The organism is Phycisphaerae bacterium, from assembly GCA_017999985.1.
Taxonomy (GTDB): Bacteria; Planctomycetota; Phycisphaerae; order UBA1845; family Fen-1342; genus JAGNKU01.
This window is the reverse complement of the sequence record JAGNKU010000005.1, coordinates 95,808-118,142: the sequence shown is the minus strand read 5'-3', so window position 1 is coordinate 118,142 and position 22,335 is coordinate 95,808. Positions and strand designations below refer to the sequence as shown.

The 22,335-nt window shown below is 67.9% G+C and carries 16 protein-coding genes and 1 tRNA gene; 15 read left to right on the top strand and 2 right to left on the bottom strand.

Translation table 11 applies throughout. From position 1 onward, the window contains the following. Window positions 1-5 precede the first annotated feature (5 nt). Both KA383_08450 and KA383_08445 read left to right on the top strand, forming a co-directional pair. On the top strand, window positions 6-587 hold the full coding sequence (locus KA383_08450) for a hypothetical protein (GenBank protein MBP7746150.1): 582 nt from the start codon (window positions 6-8) through the stop codon (window positions 585-587). Between the two features lie 328 nt (window positions 588-915). Beyond that, window positions 916-5,325: a fibronectin type III domain-containing protein gene (locus tag KA383_08445; GenBank protein MBP7746149.1), complete on the top strand. Its 4,410-nt coding sequence runs from the start codon at window positions 916-918 to the stop codon at window positions 5,323-5,325. Between the two features lie 83 nt (window positions 5,326-5,408). Here KA383_08445 and KA383_08440 read toward each other — a convergent pair. Continuing rightward, window positions 5,409-5,482 (bottom strand) — tRNA-Val (locus tag KA383_08440). 371 nt (window positions 5,483-5,853) lie between these two features. Between KA383_08440 and KA383_08435 the strand changes: the two genes are divergently transcribed. Continuing rightward, window positions 5,854-6,555, top strand: coding sequence for a hypothetical protein (locus tag KA383_08435; GenBank protein ID MBP7746148.1), 702 nt, complete (start codon window positions 5,854-5,856; stop codon window positions 6,553-6,555). An 89-nt stretch (window positions 6,556-6,644) separates the two neighbouring features. Here KA383_08435 and KA383_08430 read toward each other — a convergent pair whose 3' ends face one another. Next, complete coding sequence (locus KA383_08430; GenBank protein MBP7746147.1) at window positions 6,645-7,238, bottom strand: DUF192 domain-containing protein; 594 nt, start codon at window positions 7,236-7,238, stop codon at window positions 6,645-6,647. Between the two features lie 280 nt (window positions 7,239-7,518). Between KA383_08430 and truB the strand changes: the two genes are divergently transcribed. The 12 genes from truB to rsxC all read left to right on the top strand — a co-directional run bounded on the left by truB (window position 7,519) and on the right by rsxC (window position 22,308). Continuing rightward, window positions 7,519-8,247 (top strand): tRNA pseudouridine(55) synthase TruB, encoded by a 729-nt coding sequence (gene truB / locus KA383_08425; GenBank protein MBP7746146.1) that lies wholly within the window; start codon window positions 7,519-7,521, stop codon window positions 8,245-8,247. A gap of 334 nt (window positions 8,248-8,581) precedes the next feature. After that, complete coding sequence (locus KA383_08420) at window positions 8,582-8,923, top strand: hypothetical protein (GenBank protein ID MBP7746145.1); 342 nt, start codon at window positions 8,582-8,584, stop codon at window positions 8,921-8,923. Continuing rightward, complete coding sequence (locus KA383_08415; protein MBP7746144.1) at window positions 8,886-10,016, top strand: prepilin-type N-terminal cleavage/methylation domain-containing protein; 1,131 nt, start codon at window positions 8,886-8,888, stop codon at window positions 10,014-10,016. Before KA383_08420 ends, KA383_08415 begins: the two co-directional genes overlap by 38 nt. A 225-nt stretch (window positions 10,017-10,241) precedes the next feature. After that, window positions 10,242-12,437, top strand: coding sequence for a hypothetical protein (locus KA383_08410; protein ID MBP7746143.1), 2,196 nt, complete (start codon window positions 10,242-10,244; stop codon window positions 12,435-12,437). A 164-nt stretch (window positions 12,438-12,601) separates the two neighbouring features. Beyond that, window positions 12,602-14,185 carry an iron ABC transporter permease gene (locus tag KA383_08405; GenBank protein MBP7746142.1) on the top strand — a complete coding sequence of 528 codons (1,584 nt, stop codon included), beginning with the start codon at window positions 12,602-12,604 and terminating at the stop codon, window positions 14,183-14,185. Between the two features lie 3 nt (window positions 14,186-14,188). Beyond that, entirely contained in the window at window positions 14,189-15,232 is a 1,044-nt protein-coding gene (locus KA383_08400; protein ID MBP7746141.1) for an extracellular solute-binding protein, read from the top strand. A gap of 82 nt (window positions 15,233-15,314) precedes the next feature. Further along, window positions 15,315-16,586, top strand: coding sequence for a DUF1080 domain-containing protein (locus tag KA383_08395; GenBank protein MBP7746140.1), 1,272 nt, complete (start codon window positions 15,315-15,317; stop codon window positions 16,584-16,586). 3 nt (window positions 16,587-16,589) lie between these two features. Next, entirely contained in the window at window positions 16,590-17,873 is a 1,284-nt protein-coding gene (locus KA383_08390; GenBank protein ID MBP7746139.1) for a Gfo/Idh/MocA family oxidoreductase, read from the top strand. A gap of 45 nt (window positions 17,874-17,918) precedes the next feature. Beyond that, the gene (locus KA383_08385; GenBank protein ID MBP7746138.1) at window positions 17,919-18,920 is read left to right on the top strand and encodes a PmoA family protein; all 1,002 of its coding nucleotides are present in this window, start codon (window positions 17,919-17,921) and stop codon (window positions 18,918-18,920) included. 84 nt (window positions 18,921-19,004) lie between these two features. Beyond that, window positions 19,005-20,411 carry a hypothetical protein gene (locus KA383_08380; GenBank protein MBP7746137.1) on the top strand — a complete coding sequence of 469 codons (1,407 nt, stop codon included), beginning with the start codon at window positions 19,005-19,007 and terminating at the stop codon, window positions 20,409-20,411. 161 nt (window positions 20,412-20,572) lie between these two features. After that, the gene (locus KA383_08375; protein MBP7746136.1) at window positions 20,573-20,914 is read left to right on the top strand and encodes a hypothetical protein; all 342 of its coding nucleotides are present in this window, start codon (window positions 20,573-20,575) and stop codon (window positions 20,912-20,914) included. Continuing rightward, complete coding sequence (gene rsxC / locus KA383_08370; protein ID MBP7746135.1) at window positions 20,911-22,308, top strand: electron transport complex subunit RsxC; 1,398 nt, start codon at window positions 20,911-20,913, stop codon at window positions 22,306-22,308. The genes KA383_08375 and rsxC overlap by 4 nt, the downstream gene beginning before the upstream one ends. The last annotated feature ends 27 nt before the right edge of the window (window positions 22,309-22,335 follow it).

Here is a 22,335-nt window from a genome sequence, read left to right as displayed (position 1 = left end):
CGGACATGAGCAGCCTACCGCAGCCGCTGCACGCATTGGTCGAGGCGGAACTGCAGCCCGGTGAGCGGATCACCTGGCTGGGACAACCAATTCCAAGCCGCATGGCCCGGTCGACCCTGCCGGTCGTGCTCTTCGGCATTCCGTGGACCGCCTTCGCCCTGTTCTGGACCGCGGGCGCGGCGTGGGGCACTTCTCAGATGGAAGGCGGCCCCGGGCTTTTCAGTGCGTTCCCACTGTTCGGCGTGCCGTTCATCCTCATCGGGTTTGGCATGCTCTCCAGCCCGTTCTGGGCAAGCCGCAAAGCGCGCCGCAGCGCATATGTGCTCACGGATCAGCGCGCCCTCGTGTTTGCCGCCGGGTGGCGGGGGAGCGTGACCGTGCGGTCGTTCGAGCCGGAGCGTTTGAACGACCTGCGCCGCAAGCAGCACCCGGACGGCTCGGGCGACCTGGTCTTCACCCTGGACGCGCGGTGTGACGGTGAGGGTCACACGCGCGCCACGGATGTCGGCTTCCTGGCGGTTCGCGATGTCAGGAACGTCGAAGCGCTGGTGCGCGCCCTGATCCAGCGCCGCACGTCCAGCGTTTGAACCCGCCGCCGGTGTGCACCCACCCTGCCCGGGCGGGCAGCACGCTGTGCCGGGGGCCGCGCGTCCGGCGCGAGAACCGGCGGTTGCTCTGTCCCATAATCGCGGCGGGCACGTAGCGCTGGTAAGCGCGTACAACCCATATCGGACTGTTGGCGCGGCGGCGTGGACTCGTTCGTCGTCAAGGGGGCTCCCCAGTATGTCGAATTAATAGTGCGTGCGGTCCGCTATGTGGGCGGGCCGGACGCCGCTGCTGCGCGCCGGTGGCGCAGGACCCGCCGGCCCGCGGCATGTGCCGCGCGCCGTTGCCGGCGTGAAGTGCGAGTACTTCATGAGCGCACGCCAACCGCCATCTCGTTCAACTCGCTGGGCGCGCCTCGCCGTCGGCGCGGCGACCCTGGCGGCGGCGTGCCTCGCCCGCGCCGACTGGCAGGCGGTCGGGACGGCGGGCTTCTCCGCGGGGACGGCGTTCTACACGTCGCTGGCCATCCACAACGGCGAGCCGTACGTGGCGTATTCGGACGGCGGCTCCGCCTCCAAGGCCACCGTGATGCGCTACACCGGCGGCAGTTGGCAGACCGTCGGCAGCGCCGGCTTCTCCGCCGGCGCGATCAGCTACACCGCGCTCGCCATCAGCAGCACCGGCGAGCCGTACGTCGCGTTTCGCGATGCGGCCAACGGCAACGAAGCCACGGTAATGGCCTGCAGCGGGGGCACGTGGCAAATCGTGGGTGCGGCGGCGTTCTCCGACGGGGCCGTGACGTACACGTGCCTGGCGCTCTACAACGACGAGCCGTACGTGGCGTATTCGGACGCGGCGAACGGGTCGCGCGTCACGGTGATGCGCTACACCGGCGGCGCGTGGCAACTGGTGGGCAGCGCGGGCTTCTCCGCCGGCGCAGCGACGTATCTCACGCTGGCGATCAACAGCGTCGGCGAGCCGCATGTGGCGTACGTCGATGCCGGCACCGCCAACCGCTCGACGGTGATGAAATACACGGGCGGAAGCTGGCAGAACGTGGGCGCGGCGGGGTTCTCGCCGGCCGCGGTGACCTACACCGCCCTGACGCTCGACGGGAACGATACGCCGTACGTGTCGTTTCAGGATGGCAGTCACGGGAACAAAGCCACGTGCATGAAGTACAGCGCGGGGAGCTGGAGCTATGTCGGGTCGTTTGCGTTCTCGACCGGCATCGCGATTCTGACGGCGGTGGGTTGTGACGCGGCGGGCAAGCCGTACGTGATCTACGGCGACCAGAGCAATGGGACGAAAGCGACGGTGATGCGCTATGCCGGCGGGACCTGGTCGCTCGTGGGGACGGGCGGCTTTTCGACCGGCCAGGTGGATGTGACGTCGATCCGTGTGCTGGATGGTGATCCGTACGTGGCGTTCGCGGACTCGGGCCAGGCGTGGAAGTGCGTCGTAATGAAGTACGTCGGCGTGCAGGCGCCGACACTGCAGGCGAACAATGTCACGTGCACGAGCGCGGCAACGAACCAGTTGGCGTTGAGCTGGACGCGCGGCGACGGTTCACGCTGCGCGGTATTCATGAAGCAGGGGGACACGGGCACGCCGGCGCCGGTGAACACGATCACGTACACCGCCAACGCGGCTTTCGGTTCCGGGACGCAGATCGGCACGTCGGGGTGGTACTGCGTGTACGACGGCACGGGCACGAGCGTGACGGTGACGGGCTTGGCGGCGATCACCGAGTACCGCGCGATGGTGTGCGAGTACAACGGGACGGCCGGTGACGAGCATTACTACGCGGCGACGGCGGCGGGGAACCCGCTGAATCAGTACACGGTGCCGGCCGCGCCCGCCGCACAGGCGGCCACGGGCACGACGGCCAGCGGCTTTTCTGCGAACTGGTCCGCCTCGGCGGGGGCAACGGGGTATCGGCTGGATGTCGCCACCGACAGCGGGTTCACATCGTACGTGGCGGGATACCAGAACCTGGATGTGGGCAACGTCACGACGTACGTCGTTAGCGGGTTGAGCCCGAACACGGCTTATCACTACCGCGTGCGGGCATACAACACGGGCGGCAGCAGCGCGGACTCGGGCACGATCGACGTCACGACGCTGAAGACGCTGGCGACGGTGACGACGACCGCGGTGACGAATGTCACGCACGCCGCGGCGGACTCGGGCGGCAACGTGACGGCCGACGGCGGGGACGCCGTGACGGCGCGGGGCGTGTGCTGGAACACGACGGGCACGCCGACGACGGCCGATGACAAGACGACCGACGGGGTGGGCACGGGGAGCTACACGAGTAGCCTCACCGGCCTCGCGCCGAGCACGACCTACTACGTGCGGGCATACGCGACCAACGGGCAGGGGACGGCGTACGGCGACGAGCGGAGCTTCGAGACGCTCGCGACCACGCCGACGCTGACGACGACGGCGATCACGAACATCACCGTGACCACGGCGGACTCGGGTGGCGAGGTCACCAACGATGGCGGGACGGCCGTGACGGCGCGGGGCGTGTGCTGGAACACGACGGGGACGCCGACGACCGCGGACAGCAAGACGACCGACGGGGCAGGCGCGGGAAGCTACGCGAGCAGCCTGACCGGGCTGGCACCGGGCGTCACGTACTATGTGCGCGCCTACGCCACGAACGCCGAGGGGACGGCGTATGGCAACGAGCGGAACTTCACGACGCTGAAGACGCTGGCGACGGTGACGACGACCGCGGTGACGAATGTCACGCACGCCGCGGCGGACTCGGGCGGCAACGTGACGGCCGACGGCGGGGACGCCGTGACGGCGCGGGGCGTGTGCTGGAACACGGCGGGCGCGCCGACGACGGCGGACGACAAGACGACCAACGGCTCCGGCACGGGGAGCTTCACGAGCAGCCTGACCGGGCTGTCGCCGGCGACGATCTACTACGTGCGGGCGTACGCGACGAACGGGCAAGGAACCGCATACGGCGACGAGCTGAGCTTCACGACGGATGCGACCACGCCGACGCTCACGACGACGGCCGTCACCAACATCGCGATCACGACGGCGGACTCGGGCGGGGATATCACGGCGGACGGCGGGGCGGCGGTGACGGCGCGAGGCGTGTGCTGGAACACGACGGGGACGCCGACGACGGCGAACAGCAAGACGACCGACGGCGGCGGGTCGGGCAGCTACACGAGCAACCTGACCGGGCTGTTGCCGGGCACGACGTACTACGTGCGGGCATACGCGACGAACAACAAAGGGACCGCCTACGGCCAGCAGTTGAGCCTCACCACGCTCACCACGACGCCCACGGTGACGACTGCTGCCGTTGCCGGCGTCACAACCACCGCGGCCCAGTCCGGCGGCAATGTCACCAGCGACGGCGGCGCCGCGGTGGCCGCGCGCGGCGTGTGCTGGAACACGGTCGGCACGCCGACGACCGCGGACGCTAAAACCTCGAACGGGACCGGCAAAGGGAACTTCACGAGCAACCTGACTGGACTCACGCCGGCGACGACGTACTACGTCCGCGCCTACGCGACGAATGCGCAGGGCACGGCGTATGGCGGCGAGCTCAGCTTCACGACGCCGGCGGTTGTGGTCCCGACCGTGACCACCAGTGCGGTGGCCAATGTGACGACGCGCACGGCGGACTGCGGCGGTGAGGTTACCGCCGACGGCGGGGCAGCCGTCATCGCGCGTGGTGTCTGTTGGAACACCGCCGGCAGCCCGACGAACGCCGACGACAGCGCGGCGGGCGGCACGGGCACGGGCAGCTTCACGTGCGACGTGAGCGGCCTTGCGCCGGGTACGACGTACTTCATGCGGGCGTACGCGACGAACAGTGCTGGGACGGCGTATGGCGACGAGGTGAGCTTCACGACCGTGGCGTTGACGGTGCCGACGGTGACGACGGCGGCGGTGTCGTCCGTCACGACTACGACGGCCCGGGCGGGCGGGCGCATAACGACCAACGGCGGGTCCGTCGTGACGGCGCGGGGCGTGTGCTGGAACACGGCCGGTGACCCGACGGTAGCTGACGAGACACTGGACAGTGGTGCGGGGAGCGGTCGATTCTCATGTGACCTGGCAGGGCTTTCGCCGGCGACGACGTACTATATCCGCGCCTATGCCACCAACGCGATCGGCACCGCGTATGGCACGACGGTGATGTTCACGACGGCCGCCGAGCCGGACGACGCCAACGAGCCGGCGCCGGTGTTGGAGGTGCAGGTGGTCTCGGCGACCGACGCCAGCGATGCGCTGACGGGTGACGACGTGCAGTTTGTCGTCGCGGTTTCCAACGCGGGCGTGGGCCGGGCCACCGCGGTGGCGGTGACGATCACGTATCCGGCGAGCGCTGAGCTGCTGTCCATAAGCGCCGGTGGTATCGACGCGGAGATCGCGGACGAGGGGGCCGGGTTCGTGACGGTACTCATCGGCGAGCTGCCGCCGGACGGCAGTGTCGAGCTGGACTTGACGTTCCGCGCGCTGGCGGCGGGGGCGCTGGTGGTGTCGGCGACGGTATCGGCGGCGGAAGTGCCGGCGGTTGTGGCGGGCGAGTCCGCGGAAGTGGCGGTGGAGGATGAGTACTACGTGGTCGTCACGACGCACCCGCTGCTCGGCATCTGCGGGCCGATCGGCCTGACGCCGCTGCTGGTGCTCGGGGCGCTGTATGGTGTGCGGCGGGCGGGGTGGTGCAGCCGCAAACAGGGCAGGCGGCGCCTCGCGAGGCACGGAGGGGCCAGGACACGGGGGCACGAACGCTCGTAGGCACGAAGGTGGAGTGGCGAAGCCATGCAGCGACCGCGCCGACCTCAGGGGGCCGGATCCACCGGTGACCCGGCCACAACGATTGGGCGGCACAGGACTCGAACCCGTGACCTTCTCGGTGTAAGCGAGACGCTCTAGCCAGCTGAGCTAGCCGCCCTTTGCACGGCCTGCGGCCGCTTCCGATACGCCTATCGTATCGCCTGGCACGCCGTTTTGGAATCGCCGCCGCGTGCCGCCCGGACCAGGAACCTGCCCGCCGACCCGGTCTTGTGCGTTTTTCTCGGAGCTTGGGCTTGATCGGACGCTGGATGCGGGCCTAAGACTAGGTGTAGAGGGGCTGGACCACTCTACAGCGGTCGCACTTCAGGCGGCCGCCCTTTGTCACACGCGCGCTGGCGTGCGCCCGCAGACTGTGCGGCGGGGCGCGGCGGCGCGCGGCTGGCTTCGCCTGCGTTGCGGCGCGCCGCGCGGTCGCGCTGCTGCTGCGGGTGCTGGGCTCGCCGGAGGCGCCGGCAGGAGAGAACGCCCATGACGCGATTTGGACTGGCATGCCTGATCGGAGTGCTGGCGGTGGCGGGGACGGCGGCCCGCGCGGATCTGCTGTGGGACAACTTCCTGACACTCGACCCGGCGAACGACGGCGGGTTCGACGGCTACTCGTACTTCAGTTCGGAACGCAACGCGGCCGTCGAAGACTCGTGGATCGCGGATGACGCCGTCTGGACGCATCCCGTGACCATCACCGGGATCAAGTGGGCCGCCGGACGCGACCCGCGATTCGACTACGGCACCGTCGAGATTATCATCCTGGCCGAGACCGACCGCGCGCTCACGCCGGCCTACGAGTTTTCGCTGGGACAGCCGACCATTATCGACACGTTCGGCATGTTCCAGGGCTTCGAGGTCTATAACGGGTATACAGCGCTGCCGGCCGTGCAACTGCCCGCGGGGCATTACTATTTCGGCATTCGGCTCGTGAACGGCGCCAACGGCGACGAGGACGGGCGCAACGTGTTCCTGACCACCGGGCGGGTGGCGGGCGTGCCAACGATCAACGGCCTGACAATGGGCATGTTCCAGAGCAATTTCTTCAACTATCCCGAGTGGACGTTCGTCGGAGACACGAGCGCCAAAGTGACCACGGATTTCCCGTTCCAGTTGTTTGGCGTGCCGGAACCGGAGGCGCTGGCCCTGGCGGCGTTTGCGGTACTGATGCTGCGGCGGCGCTAGCAGGACGCGGCGGTGCGCGGGGGACAAGCCAGTGGGAGAAGCGGGCCGGCCCAGCGATGGGCCGGTTGCGTTAGCGGGCGGTCACGGGCCTAGCGGCCGGTGAGCACGTCGGCGGGGATCTCGAGCCGATCGCCTTCCTTGATCCCCAAGCGCTCGAAGGTGCCTTGCTTGACTTCCAGGGCGTACATGGCCGGCTCGATCGAACTGAACGTCCGCAGAGTCAGGACCGGCATCTGCCAGATCTTGACGATGGTGCCGTTCATGCGGGCGAAAGCGATGTCGAGCGGCGCGATGGTATTGCGCATCCAGAAGCCGCGGATGCGCTCATTGTCGAAGACGAAGAGCATACCCTGGTCGTCCGCGATCTCGGACGTGGGCACGTGCATCAGCCCCTCTTCGATGACGGTGTGCTCGGCGCCGGGCGGTAGCGATGCGCTTTCGCGCGCGAGCCAGACGCGGAACGTCTGGGCATTGATCGTTACGGTGCTGGTCGGCAGCGTGTCCAGCGGATAGGTGCGCTGGGTGTCGCTGGCTCGGGCGCCCGTCGTCGCACGGGTCGCGTCCGTGGCGCCGGTCGCACCGCCATCGCTAGTAGACCGGAAACAGCCCGTGCCGCCGGCCAGACTGCCGGCGGCGGCCAGGCTGATGGAGAGACGCGCGAGGGTGCCAAGCAAGCTGAGCATGATGCCACCTGCCAATCGGGAGCCACTGCAGCGTATCCGGAAGCGGGGGCGAGCAAAAGAGGGCCCGGCTGGATTGCCCCTGCCGGGCCCCTATTCCGCACGCAGAGCGGCGGATACAACCTCGTCTTTGCGGTTGCCGGTCGGCAGGGGCACGCTGGTGGTATCAGCGCCGGGGAGCGCCTAACCGCCGATTCGCCAGAGCAAAGCGGAGCTTCGCTCTCTCTCAGATCGCTGCGGTGCCTCTGACGGACTGCCCGAGCGTGCCGCCGGGAACGGACGCATGGACGGCATCATCAATCTGAATAAGCCGCTGGGCGTGACCAGCGCGAAGGCGCTGGAGCAGGTCCGCGAGATCACCGGTCAGCGCAAGAGCGGCCACGCCGGTACGCTCGACCCACTGGCGTCGGGCGTACTCGTGCTGTGCCTGGGAAGGGCGACGAAGTTGGTTGAGGCGTTGATGGATCAGCCCAAGATTTATCGGACGGCGATCGCGCTCGATGTGACCAGCGTGAGCTATGACCGCGAGCACCCGCTCGTGCCCGTCGCCGTCGCCCAGCCGCCCACGGCTGAACGCGTCGCCGACGTGCTGCGCGGCTTCGAGGGCACCGTCCAACAGGTTCCGCCGGCTACCAGCGCGGTCAAGATTTGCGGCCGGCCGGCCTACAAGTTCAGCCGGGCGGGTCGGCCGGTAACGCTAACGCCGCGCCCCGTCCAGATCTACTGGATCCACGTCCGGCGGTACCAGTGGCCGGAGCTGGAGGTCGACGTCGCGTGCGGGCGCGGGACGTATGTGCGCGCGCTGGTGCGGGACATCGGGGAGCGCCTCGGGACGGGCGGCTGCCTCACTGCGTTGGCCCGGCTGGCGGTAGGGCCATTCCGGATCGAGGACGCGTGCACGCCTGAGCGACTGGCGGCGGGTGGCGCCGAGGCGGCAATGGTCAAGCTGGAGCGTGCGCGGGAGCTGCTGAGGGAAAGGCCGGTGGGCATTCCGCCGCGGCCCGGCAGTTGAAGGAATCAGGGGGGTACGGGGATCCCGCCCGTCGCAGGAACGGTCAAGATGCCCGCACCACCCCCGGTCTGCGCGCGGTGCGATGGGCTGTTATTGACAGGCTGTCAAGAACGCCCGGCGTCTCGAACGCGGGTGCTGAGTAAGCCGCCGCTGCGCGCGGAATGAGCGGAAATCGCCTCACGAAGGCTTAACAGATGATTCGCGTCTCGGTAACATGTGCCGCATAAGATCAGGTATGTGGGTTGGGATAGCAGCGCGGTGTCGGTCTGCGGTGACCGTCTGACAACCCGGTTTAGATCAAGCCCACGCTCGGTAACTGGAGCGAGCAACCGCGATGGCGAGCTTTTGGGCGAGCAGTCGAAACAAAGCGATACTCGCCGGGGTGCTTATCGTCGTGGCGGGCGTGTTCGTGGCGCGGCAGTTCTGGAAGCCGGGGGCCTTGCCGAGCGGCGTGCGCTACGTGTGCGTCAGCACGGGCAAAGTGTTCACGCTGCCGCGCGACAAGGTCAAGTTGATCCCGGAGGTCAACCCCGACACCGGCGAACAGACCCTATTGCCGTGTTCCGAGCGAGATGGTGCGGTGCGCGTGACCCCGCACTATCGTGACGCGCTCGTCCAACTCGGAGACAAGAACCACTATGTCGATATCGAGACACTGGTTGTCAAGACCCCGTAAGGACCCGTCGGCCACGGCCCAGGGTGGTCGCCGTGCCTTCACGCTCATCGAGCTGCTGGTGGTTGTGGCAATCATCGCGCTGCTGATTTCGATTCTGCTGCCTAGCTTGAGTTCGGCCCGCGAGCATGCGCGCGCGGTGGTTTGCGGCCAGCACATGCGCCAGTTCGGCAACGGGCTCCAGATCTACTTCGGCGACAACAAGGACTACATCCCTGGCGTGAACACGTCCGGCGTGGCCATCCGCGCGAAGATGATCAGCATGGGCGGGAACCCGAGTGTGCTGTATCAGTCCAAGATGCCCGTACAGTCGTTCGACTGGATGACGCCGATTCTGGCGCCGGGCATGGAAATGCCCGCCTTGCGCTCCGAGCGTTTCCGCTTCTTGATGGAACGCTATCGGTGCCCGTCGCAGATGTACACGTCGATCACCTACTACGGCAGCAGCGGGCCGGACAAGAGCGAATTTCAGGCTCAAGGCGCGATCCCGGGGGTCAGCTACCTGATGCCGGGCGCGTTCCAGTACTTCGGGCAGCGCTCCGTCGGCAAGGTCGTGGGATTCGACGAAAAGGTGGCGACGTTGCCCATTCTGGCCAAGGTCTCGCCGGCCGAGTGGGAAGTGCTCGTGCAGGATTTCTCGGGACGGTTGAACCAGATCGGCCCCGCGGCGCGCAAGATCTTCGCCGCGGACGGCACGCGGTTTGTCGACGAGAGCACGCAAGTTGACCATGACACGTCGCCGTTCCCCGACTGGTTCGGCTCGTATACCTCGCCCGGCGGGTGGTGGTCTGGGTGTCAGGCTTATGGAGTCCGTGGGGGCTCAAAGAACTGGGCCGGCATGGCGGTCGGCCGTGGTTCCGTGTCGAACGGCCTGAATCTGCCGGTCACCTACCGGCATGGGGGGCAACGCGGCATCGCTTCGGGCGACGCGCACGACAACAAAGGGACGATCAACGCCCTGTTTTTTGACGGGCACGTGGACCGGCTTGCGGACCAGCGCTCGCGCGAACTGCAGTTCTGGTACCCCAAGGGCGGCGTCGTGCAGTCGGCGAACGAGGGCATGACGGGTGAACCGGTTGGTTCCGTAGTCCCGTAGCGGCACAGCGGTGCGCCTTCGCGCCACGTGCGCGGGCCGCCGGAGGCGCTGCGGAACTCCAGGGGGGATGGCTGCCGCGACGGAGCGCACCGGCGGCCGGGAGAAAGCGGGGCAGGGATAGGGCGTGCCCCGGCGGGCGTGCCGCGACGGCGCGGACGCTGCGGGGCGTGAGGCGATAGAAGCACCTGGCCAGAACAAGTTTCGACCCACCAGGAGGACAGCAGCATGAGAGCAGCATTGCAGATTGCATTGGCACTGGCCGTGTTGGCCATGCCGGTGGCGGCGCAGGACAGCGTATCGAAGAATCTCGGCGGTTTGCCGGGCGATGCCCTGTCGCCGTGGGACACAGCGCAGCAGTGTGCGGAATACGTCGTGGACCTGACGCCGTTCACGGCCTCGTGGGGCACGCAGTTTGGCATCGCGCCGCTCGTCAAGGCGAGCAAGTCGAGCACGAGCGCGGCGACGAAGGAGTATTTCAACAGCCAGATTTCGGCGCAGGGGATCAGCCGGATCCAGGCGCTCGGCGTGCCGTACCCGGCGGCGAGCTATGATCTGTGGGTCAACACCCCTGGGCAGGGCACGCACCCGACGATGAACAATGCGCCCGGGACCGTCAGCCCGACTGGTACCGGCAATCAGTTCGGCGTCGCGTTCGCGGATTTCGGCACGACTGACGCGAGCCAGAATTACAGCGGCGTGCTCGGCGCGGTGGTCAACTACGATCCGGCGCAGCCCACCCGGCTGTACGTGAAGCGCGTGCAGGCCGCGACGAACGGCAACAGCGCGAGCGACAACCTGCTGCAGTACGGCGTCGGCGCGGTCGATGAGTGGGGCAACGTGATGTTCCGGGGCGATACCGGCGTGACGGGCTCGGCGAACCAGATGTTCAACGTGGACATGTTGGCGCGCAATTGCGGGGCACGGAATGTGGCCACCGCCACGGGTGGCTCCGACGCCGCCGCGACCAACTGGATCGTGCGGAACAGCACCGTGATCCACAACACGCCGGGTATCGGTCCGAAGAGCATCTTCGGCGTGCCGTACTTCATCGGGACGAACTTCAACAAGGAATACACGTATGGCGCGGCCAACCCGCCGGCGACGACGACCGCGCACCGCCCCGGCACGACGGATCATCGCGGCGGCATCGCGTACATGACCCGGAACGTGCCATGCGTGGCCGGCACACACGGGACGGCGGCGATCATCAGCAAGAGCACCGCGGGCAACGGCCCGACCGATTCGATCAGCGTGTGGGGCCTGAACGGCGACGCCAGCGTCGCCGGCACGCTGCTGTTGACAATGCCGGCCGCGCCGATCGCGGACCCAACGAACCCCAGCATGCTCTCCTATACAGGTGCGGTGTTCGATCACTATCACAGCCAGGTCGCGTACAGCGGCGGCAATGCGCCGATCGCGCTGGGGGTGGATCAGCAGGGCCGCCTGCTTGCCGCGGGCGTGCTTTATGACGTGGCCACGTATGCCGGGTATGACAATCCGTGGAACGACATCGTCGTCGCCCGCGTGACCTGTGGCACGCCGAACACGATCCAGTGGTCGCTGGTCGCCTATTCCTCGGACGCCACTATGGTTGGCGGCACGGGCAAGCCGATCCTGGACGGCCCGGGCGGCACGCCGATCGGGCGGTTGACGACGATGTTCGACGTGACCGGCGGGGCGCCGCTGGGGCCGTCACTGTCGGCGCCGCTGATCGACTCGGTCGGCAACATCTGGTTCGTCTCCGCGATGATCTGGTACGGCCCCGATGGTTTGCCGAACACTGCGGACGACGACAAGGATTCGGCCCTGATCCGCGCGGTCTACAACCCGGCGACGCTGGGCTACGAGCTCGAGCTGGTGGCGGAGCTCGGCATGGCCTTCCCGGGGCAGAACTCCGGTCGCTGGTGGACGATCAACTTCATGGGCGTCGCGGACAGCAACTCGGTTTCGTCCGGCACGGCGTGGTCCGGCAACATCAGCGAGACCGGCCACCTGGGCGTGCTACCGGCCGCGGACGTGCCGACGCGCGATGCGACGACGCTGGGCGGCCTCGTGCTCAACGTGAGCATGATCTACGATGCCAACAACGACCTGGAATACAACGACCCGACCTCGCAGTACTACGACCCGTCGATCCCCGCGGACGAGGCTTATAGTGCGCTGCTCTACATCGGCGCCACTGTGCCCGCCGCGCCGCAAGTCTGCATTGGCGACCTGAACTGTGACGGCCAGGTCAGCTTCGGCGACATCAACCCGTTCGTGCTCTACCTGTCGAATTACGCGGCCTGGCAGACCACCTACGCGGGCTGTGAGCCGCAGAATGGCGACATCAACGCGGACGGCAACTATCCGTCGTTCGGCGACATCAACGCGTTCGTGACGCTGCTGAGCACGAGCTCGCTGCCGATCATCTGCCCGTAGCAGCGCGGCAGAGCAAGCAACAAGTGACCATTCCGGCAGGCCGGCGGAGCACTCCGCCGGCCTGTCGCGTTGAATGCTGGCCTCGAAGGGTGGCATGGTCTGGCGTAGCGCGGCCAGGGTGTCTCACCTCGAAGGCGGCGCAGGCCTGTGCTACATTGCGCGCGATGCACGCGCGAGGGTCCAGACTCGGCGATTGGCTGCGCGGCAGCGTGCCGGTCGTGCATGCGCTGGTGTTGTTGGCGGCGCTCATCGTGCCGGCGTACGCCGCGTATGACGCTCTCAAGGCGCTGCTGGACCCGACGGACGCCGCGCCGCGGGCCGCGCTGGTCGACATCAGCCGCTGGGGGCTGCTCCTCAGGAATACCGCGATCGTCTGTGGCGTTGGGCTTCTGGTCGCGGCCACGGTGGGCGGCGGCCTCGGCTTGCTGGTGACCCGCACCAATCTGCCCGGGCGCGGGTTGCTGCTGGCAGCGGCGCTGTTCGGCGCATGCGTGCCGGTGTACGTCAGCCTCACCTTCGTCTTCTCCGCGATCCCGCTGATCAGCGCGATGAACTCGGCCGTCGCGTGCGGTCTGCTCTACGGGCTCGTGTACACGCCACTGGCGCTGCTTGTGCTGGGTGCGACGTTCTGGTCGGCGGACCGCGAGCTCGAGGAGGCTGCGCTGCTCGACGCGACGCCGACCCGCGTGCTGTGGCGCGTGACGTTGCCCGCCGCGGCGTGGGGCTTCATCGTGCTGGCCGTCGTCCTGGTGCTGCTGATCGTCACGGACAGCACCATCGGCGATCTGCTCGGCGTGCGGACGTTTGCGGAGGAAGTGCGCAGTCAGTACGCGCTCGCGGGCCGGCGGGCGGGGCCACTGCTCACCGGCCTGCCCGTGCTGCTGGTGCTGGCGGCCCTGCTGGTCGCTGCGCAGGCACGCTATCGGCTGGTGGGCGAGCAGACGCCGTGGCAATTCGGCGCCCGACCACGCGTGTTCAGCTTGGGCCGGTGGCGTTGGGTGCTGGCGCTGACGCTGGCGGCGTGCCTGCTGGCGGGACTGGGCACGTTGGCCTGGGCACTCGCGCGGCACCTGACGCCGTGGGAGCTGGTCACGGCGGCGGCGTGGGACTTGCGCGGCGAGTTGGGCCTGTCGGCGCTCCTGGCGGTCGCGGGCGCGACAGCGGCCGTGTTGCCCGCGAGCGGGCTGGCGTGGGGCCTGGCGCGCGGCGGGCGGCGCGGCTGGGTGACCGGCGCGGCCGTGGTCGTGCTCCTGGCCGTGCCGGCGCCGGTCGTGGCGATCAGTCTCATCGGGTTGCTGAACCGGCCGGGCTGGCCGGGAGCGGTGTACGACTCGGCGGCGATCGTGGTACTCGGGTACTTCGTGCGGTTCCTGCCGGTGGCGGTGTTGCTGCTCGTGCCCGGCGTGCGGCGTGTGCCGCGGGATGCGGAACGGGCGGCGCGGGTCGACGGCTGTGACTGGTCGCGCGAGCACTGGCACGTGCGTTTGCCGGCGCTGCTGCCGGACGTGGCCCTGGCGTGGCTGGTGCTGGTGATTTTCAGTTTCGCGGAACTGGGCGCGACCTTGCTGCTGGCACCGCCGGGCGTGACCGTGGCGGCGGTGCGCGCGTTTACGCTGCTGCACTTTGGGGTGTATCGTGACGTGGCCGTGCTGGCGGTGCTGTCGGTTGGGTTGATCGTGGTGCCGTGGGCGCTGCTGATGCTGCTGTTGTGGCGTGGGCACTGGCGGCGGTTACGCGAAGGAGCGTGAGTGATGTGGGGTGGTGTTCTGTCATTGGTCGTGGTGCTGGGGGTCGTGGCGGGCTGTGAGCGCACGCCGGCGGGTTCGACGAGCTCGCAGCCGGCGGTGGGCGAGGTGATCGTCTACACGGCGCTGGACCGGCAATTCTCCGAGCCGATTCTCAACGACTTCACGGCGCGAACGGGGATCGTCGTGCGCCCGGCCTACGACAGCGAGGCGACGAAGACGGTCGGGCTGACGAACCGGATTAGCGCGGAGGCCAACCGGCCGCGGTGTGACGTGTTCTGGAACAACGAGATCCTGAACACGCTGCGGCTGAGGCACGAGGGGCTCCTGCAGCCGTGCGCGCCGGCTGAAGCGGCGAACTATCCGCCGCAGTTTCGCGACCCGGACGGCTACTGGTTCGGGTTCGCGGCCCGGGCCCGCGTGCTCATCGTGAACACGGAACTCGTGCCGGCGGAACGCATGCCCACGTCGATCGCCGACCTGGCCGATTCGCAGTGGAAAGGCCGCACTGGGATCGCGAAGCCGCTGTTCGGCACGACGGCGTCGCACGTCGCGTGCCTGTTTGCGCTGCACGGCGAAGCGCGAGCGACGGCGCTGCTGGACTCGCTGCGAAACAACGACGTGCAGGTTCTGTCGGGCAACAAGGGGTGTGCGGAGATGGTCGGTGCCGGGCGCCTGGTCATGGCGCTGACCGACACGGATGACGCGATCGTGGAATTGGAAACGGGTAAGCCGGTGAAGATCGTCTTCCCGGACGGCGGGGCCGATCAGATGGGGACGCTGCTATTGCCGAACACGCTGGCGCTGGTGAAGGGTTGCCCGAATCCGGAGGCCGGCGCACAGCTCATCAACTATCTGCTGTCCGCGGAGGTCGAGGGGCGGCTGGCCGCCGGGCCATCGGCACAGATCCCGCTGCACCGGGCAGCCACCGTGCCGTCGCGCGTCGGCCGACTGGATGCCATCCGGACGATGCCAGTCGATTTCACGCAGGCTGCGGACGCCTTCGATCCGGCCGCCAGGTACATCGAGAGCCACTTCCTCGCGCCGTGAGCCGGTCCGGCCAGGGGTGCGCCGCGGCAGCGTGCCGAACGGCGGGCGCGCGGGTATTCTGATGGGCCTGGAGAGACAAAGCATGATGAAACGGATCGCGCAACCCGTATGCGTACTCGCACTGCTGATCGGCGCCGGGCGCGCGGCGGTCGCTGCAGGCCCAGAATGGGCCAACCTCATCCAGGGCGACACGCTGACCGGCTGGGTGCAGCGCGGCGGCGCGGCGAAGTACCGCGTCGAAGGCGGCGAGATCATCGGCCAGACGGTGCCGAACACGCCCAACAGCTTCCTCTGTACTGAGCGCACCTACGCCGACTTCGAGCTGGAGCTGGAATTCAAGGTCGATCCGCGCCTGAACTCCGGCGTGCAGATCCGCAGCCAGAGCGTGCCGGGCTATCGCGCGGGCGTCGTCCACGGCTACCAGGTCGAGATCGATCCGTCTGCGCGGGCGTGGTCCGGCGGGATCTACGATGAGAGCCGGCGCGACTGGCTGTGCTCGCTGGAGAAGAACGAGCCGGCGCAGAAGGCGTTCAAGCCAGGCGCGTGGAACCACCTGCGCATCGTCGCCACGGGCGATTCGATCAAGACCTGGCTCAACGGCGTCGCGGCCGCGGACCTGCACGACAGTCTGACACAGTGGGGGTTCATCGCCCTGCAGGTCCACCACACGAAAGAGACGGAGCCGCTGGAGGTGCGCTGGCGGAACCTGCGGATCAAGGATCTCGGCAATCCCGCCAGCCAGCGCCCGCCGGATGCGATCGTCCTGCTCGACGCGACGACCGGTCTCGATGCGTGGCAGCCAGCCGAGCGGCCGAAGGAGCTCGCAAAATGGAAGTTCGCTGAAGGCGTGCTCGAGGTCGAGCCGGGCACCGGCAACATCGTGTCGCGGCGCGCGCTGGGCGACTGCTGGTTGCACATCGAGTTCAGCGTCGATGACAACGGGAAGACGGGGCAGGCGAACGGCAACAGCGGCGTCTACCTGCAGGGGCGCTACGAGGTGCAGATCCTGAATTCGGCGGGGCAGGAGCCGACCGACGACAATTGCGGCGCGATCTACAAGGTGAAAGCACCCGACTACAACATGGCTCTGCCGGCCGGTCAGTGGCAAACCTACGAGATCAGTTTCCGCGCGCCGCGCTGGAACGTTGCCGGCGAGAAGACTGAGAACGCCCAGCTTACCGTGTACCATAACGGCACGCGCATTCACGACCGCGTCACCATGCCTAATAGCACGGGCGCCGGCCGGCCGGAAGGCCCGGGCCCTGCACCGCTGGCGTTGCAGGACCACGGCAATCGCATACGCTTTCGCAACATCTGGGCCGTGCCCCTGAAAGAGCCCGAAACCGGCAGGTGAAGCATGTCCCGCGCACAACCGATGACGCGACGTGGATTTCTCAAGCGGGCGGGGCTGGTCGCCGTCGCCGCGCCCTGGCTCGTGCCCCGCACCGTGCTTGGTACGCCGGCACGGCGGGCGCCGTCGGAGCGTGTCACGCTCGGCATCATCGGCCTGAAGAAGATGGGCCGCGAGCACGTGCGCAATCTGCTCGGCCACGGCGGCGTGCAAATCCTCGCTGTCTGCGACGTGGACACCACCGCGCGCAACGAGGCGCAGCACCAGGTTGAGGAGACCTATGGCGCCGCACAGCGCGACGGACACTACACGGGCTGTGCCGCGTACAACGAATATGAAAGGATCATGGAGCGCGCCGACATTGACGCGGTCGTGCTCGCCGTCCCGGAGCATTGGCACGCGATCATGGCCATCGCGGCCTGTCGTGCTGGCAAGGATGTGTACTGCGAGAAGCCGTTGTCGCTGACAATCCGCGAGGCGCAGGAGATGGTCCGCGTGGCGCGCCGCTACGGCACGGTGTTCCAGACGGGCAGCCAGCAGCGTTCCAGCGCGAACTTCCGCCTGGCCTGCGAACTGGTGCGTAGCGGCCGGATCGGTGAAGTGAAGACCGTCAACGTCGGCGTGGGGCCGCCCTCGACGGAAATCTACCTGCCGGAAGAGCCGGTGCCGCCCGGGCTAGACTACGAGCGCTGGCTGGGCCCAGCACCCTGGAAGCCCTATCATCACCTGCGCTGCGGGTCGTACTACGAGGATGGCTGGCGGCGGATTCGTGACTACTCGGGCGGGAAGATGACGGACTGGGGCGCGCATCACTTCGACATCGCGCAGTGGGGCCTCGGCATGGACGGCAGCGGGCCGGTCGAGATCATCCCACCGAACGGGCAAACCGGCGCGCCGCTGACCTACCGCTATGCCAACGGCGTACTGGTGCAGCACGGCGGCGCGGATGGCGTGCTCTTCACCGGTACGGAAGGCAAGCTCGAGGTCAATCGCGATCATCTGACGACGTGGCCGGCGAGCATTCGCAAATCGCCGCTCGGGCCAAACGAGGTGCACCTGTACGAGAGTCGCGGGCACTACGAGGACTGGCTGCACTGCATCCGCACGCGCGGGCGGCCGATTTGCGACGTGGCGATCGGCGCGACCTCGGTGATCGTCTGTCACCTCGGCAACATCGCCTGGTGGCTGGGGCGGACGCTGCACTGGGACCCGGCGCGACAGGAACTAGTCGGCGACGACATCGCGGCCCGCTGGCTGGATCGGCCGAAGCGGGCGCCGTATCGGCTGTAGGCGGCCCACGGACTACGACTGCCGCCGGAGGACAGGAGACTGACGATGCGCATCCATCCGAGACGACGCGGCCTGTGCGTCACCGGCTTGGTCATCGCGGCTCTGGCCGCCGGCGCCGTACCGGGCGCGGCGCAAGTGCCGCTGCCGACGGGCGATGCCCTGCACATCAAGATCGACCCCGAGTTCGCGACCGTGTCCGCGGGGGCGCGGGTGATCTTACGCTACCGGTATGAGCACGATCCGAGGCCCTACCTGCAGGCGCTCCACACGCCCAAGGGCGTGCCACTCCTGCTTGAGGCGCCGACCGAGTACGCGCATCACCGCGGCCTGATGTACGCCGCCACGGTCAACGGCGTGGACTTTTGGGGCGAAGCCGCGAAGGTGGGGAAAATCGTTCACCAGACGATTCACGCCGGCAACCCGCGCATGAACGCCGGCTTCATGCAGGATCTTGAATGGCGCTCGCCGGAGGGCAAGCCCCTGCTGGCCGAGCACCGGACCGTGTGGGTGTGGGGCACCCAACCCGTTCTCGACGCCGGCGCCGTGCTCTTCGATTGGCGCATGGTGCTGGAGCCGGCACCGGGCGTGGCGGATGTGGAACTGACGGACGATCGCGACGCCGGCCTGGGGCTGCGAATCGTGACGGCACCAGAGCTGGACGTGCATTTCATCACCGCGCAGACCCCCACCTCGGCGGAGTCGCAGAACGCGACGGTGTACGCTGGGCGCTGGTGTGCCTACACCACCAACACAGACGGCAAGCCGGTCACCTTGGCGCTCTTCGATCATCCTGGCAATCCCTGGCCGGCCGCCTGGCTGGCCGCGAAAGCGCCATACGCCCGCCTGGCAGCGACGCTCAAGCTGCATGAACATCCCACGAAATTGAAAGCCGGCGAGTCGCTGCGGCTGGTCTACGGCGTCGCCGCCTGGGACGGGCAGATCGAGCCGGCCAAGATTGAGTCGCTGTATCAACTGTGGCTCTCCACGTCGCCGCTGCGACCGACTTCGCAGCCCGCATCGCAGTCGGCGACCGCACCGGCCCGGTAACCGCCGTGCCGGAATCGGGGGACGAGGACTGGCGAAGCCATGAGTGAGTCCGCCCCAGCCGCCGCGTCGCCCACGCCCAGCGCCATGGAACGCCGCTATGCGGAGCGTCTGCGGCGCTATGTCACCGCGCTGCGCAACGGCAAGCCCGACCGCATACCCATCCGCCCGTTCGCCGCTGAATTCACCGCTCGCTACGCCGGCTACACCTGCCAGGACGTGACACACGACTACGAGCTGGCCTTCGCGGCGGTCCGCAAGTGTGCGGCGGATTTCGATTGGGACGCCGTCGTCAGCAACATGGTCTACGTCTGGACGGGGCTGACGCAGGCCATCGGGCTGAAGTACTACGGCGTGCCCGGGATCGACGTGCCGCCGGACACGGGCTTCCAGTATCGCGAGCCGCCGGCGGACCAGGCATTCATGCGGGCGGATGAATACGACGCGTTGATCGCGGACCCGACGGGCTTTCTGTTCAACGTGTGGCTGCCGCGCGTGGCGCGCGACGTGGTCGCACCCGGGTCGCCGGCGACGTATCGCCACAACCTGTCCTTCCTGAAGGGCGGGATGGCGATGATGAAGTACTTCGGCGCGTTTGGCGCGCAGAACGCGCGCCTCCGCGCGGAGTGCGGAGCGGTGTCCGCGATCTCCGGCATCCTCAAGGCGCCGTTCGACATCCTCGCGGACAAGCTGCGCGGCTACGTGGGACTGACGAAGGATATGTTCCGGCAACCGGACAAGGTGCTTGCCGCCTGCGAAGCCCTGATGCCGCACCTGGTGCACGTCGCGCTGACGACGGCCGACCCGGAGTGCAACGTGCCGGTCGGCTTCTGGATGCACCGCGGGTGCGTGCCGTTCGTGCGGCCGGAGCAGTTCGAGTCGCACTACTGGCCGACACTGAAACCGATCATCGCCGAGCTGTGGCGCCGCGGGCACCAGACGCTGTTCTACGCCGAGGGCGATTGGACGTACCACCTCGACCGCTTCGCGGAGCTGCCCGACGCCAGCATCGTGTACCACATCGATCGTGGCGATGCGCTGGAGATCCATCGGCGAATCGGGCACAAGTTCTGCCTCAGCGGCGGCGTGCCAAACACGGTGCTCGCGCTCGGTACGCCGGAGGACGTGCGGGCCGCGTGCAAACGCGTGATCGATGGCGTGGCGGCGGACGGCGGCTACATCATGGACGCCAGCGCGATCGTTCAGAACGACGCCCGCGTGGAGAACATGCAGGCGCTGACGGATTTCACACGCGAGTACGGCGTGTATTCATCGGGCTCGGCGGCCGAGCTACCGGTAGCCCCAGCCGCAACGGACTCACCGGGCACGATCGCCGCGTCACCCGGCCGGCACCCCGGCGTCTGCGTGCCCTGGGACGAAGCCCGGCGCATGTGGCCGAAGATCTCCGGGCGCGAAGAGTTGGTGCGGCGAATCTGGGAAGAGATCGACGCGCTGGGGCATGCGTACATCTGGCACTGCCTCGTGTCGTTCTAGGGTGTAAGTGCCTGCGAAGAATAAGCTTACGCTCTCCCGGCGGCGAGGTGGCGACGTGCGGCGCCGCGGGACCGCACGCGACGCGAAGGCTCACCGCGCCACTTCTGCGATCATGTGATAACTTGTTATGATACGCCCCTTTAGTATCCAGGAGTACACCGTTGAAGATGCTGGAGCGATTCTGGTTCGGCTGCGGGCATTGCCACTCGGGTGAGGGCTGCCCGTTCGCGGCGGAAGCAGAATCGGGGAGCGCGACGCCGGCCACCGGGGAAGCGGGTCTGCCGATCCCCATTTCTGCCGGCGCGGTCTTTCTGATCCCGCTGGCCGGTGCCATCCTGGGGGCCTACGTGTGTGGCGAGCTGAGCGCGGCGGGAGCGGCGACGTTGAGCGTGTGGCAGTTCGCGGGCGGCGCGGCGGGCTTCGTGGCCGGCGCGGTGCTCGCCAAGCTGGCGCTCGCGGGCATCTGCCGGCTACGCGCGCTGGGAACTCGAGGTAAGGAATGACGACAATTGCCACTGGCGGGTTGAAGAGCTTCCATCGCGGCATTCATCCGCCCCATCGCAAGTTCACCGAGTCCGACCCGATCCAGCTCTTCATGCCGACGAAAGAGCTGCTCCTGCCGATGGCGCAGCACATCGGGGCGGCGTGCACCCCGGTCGTGAAGGCGGGGCAGGCGGTGCAACTCGGCGAGAAGATCGCGGACACCGACGCGTTTGTCTCGGCGCCGATTCACGCCTCGATCGCGGGCACGGTTGGGGCCGGGACGATGTGCCTGCTGCCGGCGGGGCGGCGCGTGCCGGCGCTGCCGTTGAAGCCGGTTGCGGGCACCCCCGCGCTGCCGGCGGATTTCCTGCAGGATTTCCTAAGTCGCGACTGGGGTGGCTTCGAGCCCGGCCGCTACGCATCCGACGAGATCTGCAACGCGATCCGCGCGGCGGGCATTGTCGGGCAAGGCGGCGCGACGTTCCCGACGTTCATCAAATTGAAGAAGGACGCCAAGCGGCCGGTCGATACGGTCCTGTTGAATGGCGCGGAATGCGAGCCGTATCTCACGGCTGACCATCGGCTGATGCTGGAGTGCCCCGAGGCGATCGTGGTTGGCCTGCAGCTCGCGATGCGGTCTTCGGGGGCGGAGCGCGGCCTGATCTGCATCGAAAACAATAAGCCGGACGCGATCGAGACCATGCGCAAGGTCGCGGCCGGCCGGCCGGGGATCGACGTCGTCGTGTGCGCGTCGAAGTACCCCATGGGCGGCGAACGGCAACTGATCCCTGCGGTGCTCGGGCGGACGGTGCCGAGCGCCCCGAAAGGGCTGCCGCTGGATGTGGGTGTCGTGGTCGTCAACGTTGCAACGGCCCACACGATCGCGCGAGCGGTTGTGAAGCAAAAGCCGTTCACGCACCGCGTCGTCACCGTGACCGGCCAGGGTATCAAGAAGCCGGGCAACTGGCTCGTCCCGCTCGGCACGCTGCTCGCCGACCTGTTCGAGGCCTGCGGCGGCGTGACGGAGGCGGCCGTGAAGGTGCTGGCCGGCGGGCCGATGATGGGCCCGTGCGTGCCGAACCTGAACGTACCCATTGTGAAAGGCACGGGCGGTTTCACGGTCATGACGGCGGCGGAAACGGCCCGCTGGGCGGAAACGCCTTGCATCCGTTGCGGGCGCTGCATCGACAACTGCCCGTTGCACCTCGTGCCGACCAAGATTGCGCACGCGGTCAAGCATCGGGACTACGAGTTGGCCAACCGGTACGACCTGAACGCCTGCTGCGAATGCGGCTGCTGTGCGTTTGTGTGCCCGGCGCAGATCCCGCTGCCGCAGTACATCCGCTCGGGCAAGAACCAGTGGCGGATCCTCCAGGCGAAGAAGCAGAGCCAGGCCAAGCCGGCCGCCAAGTGACGCGGATTGCAGTGGGTGGAAGCGCCG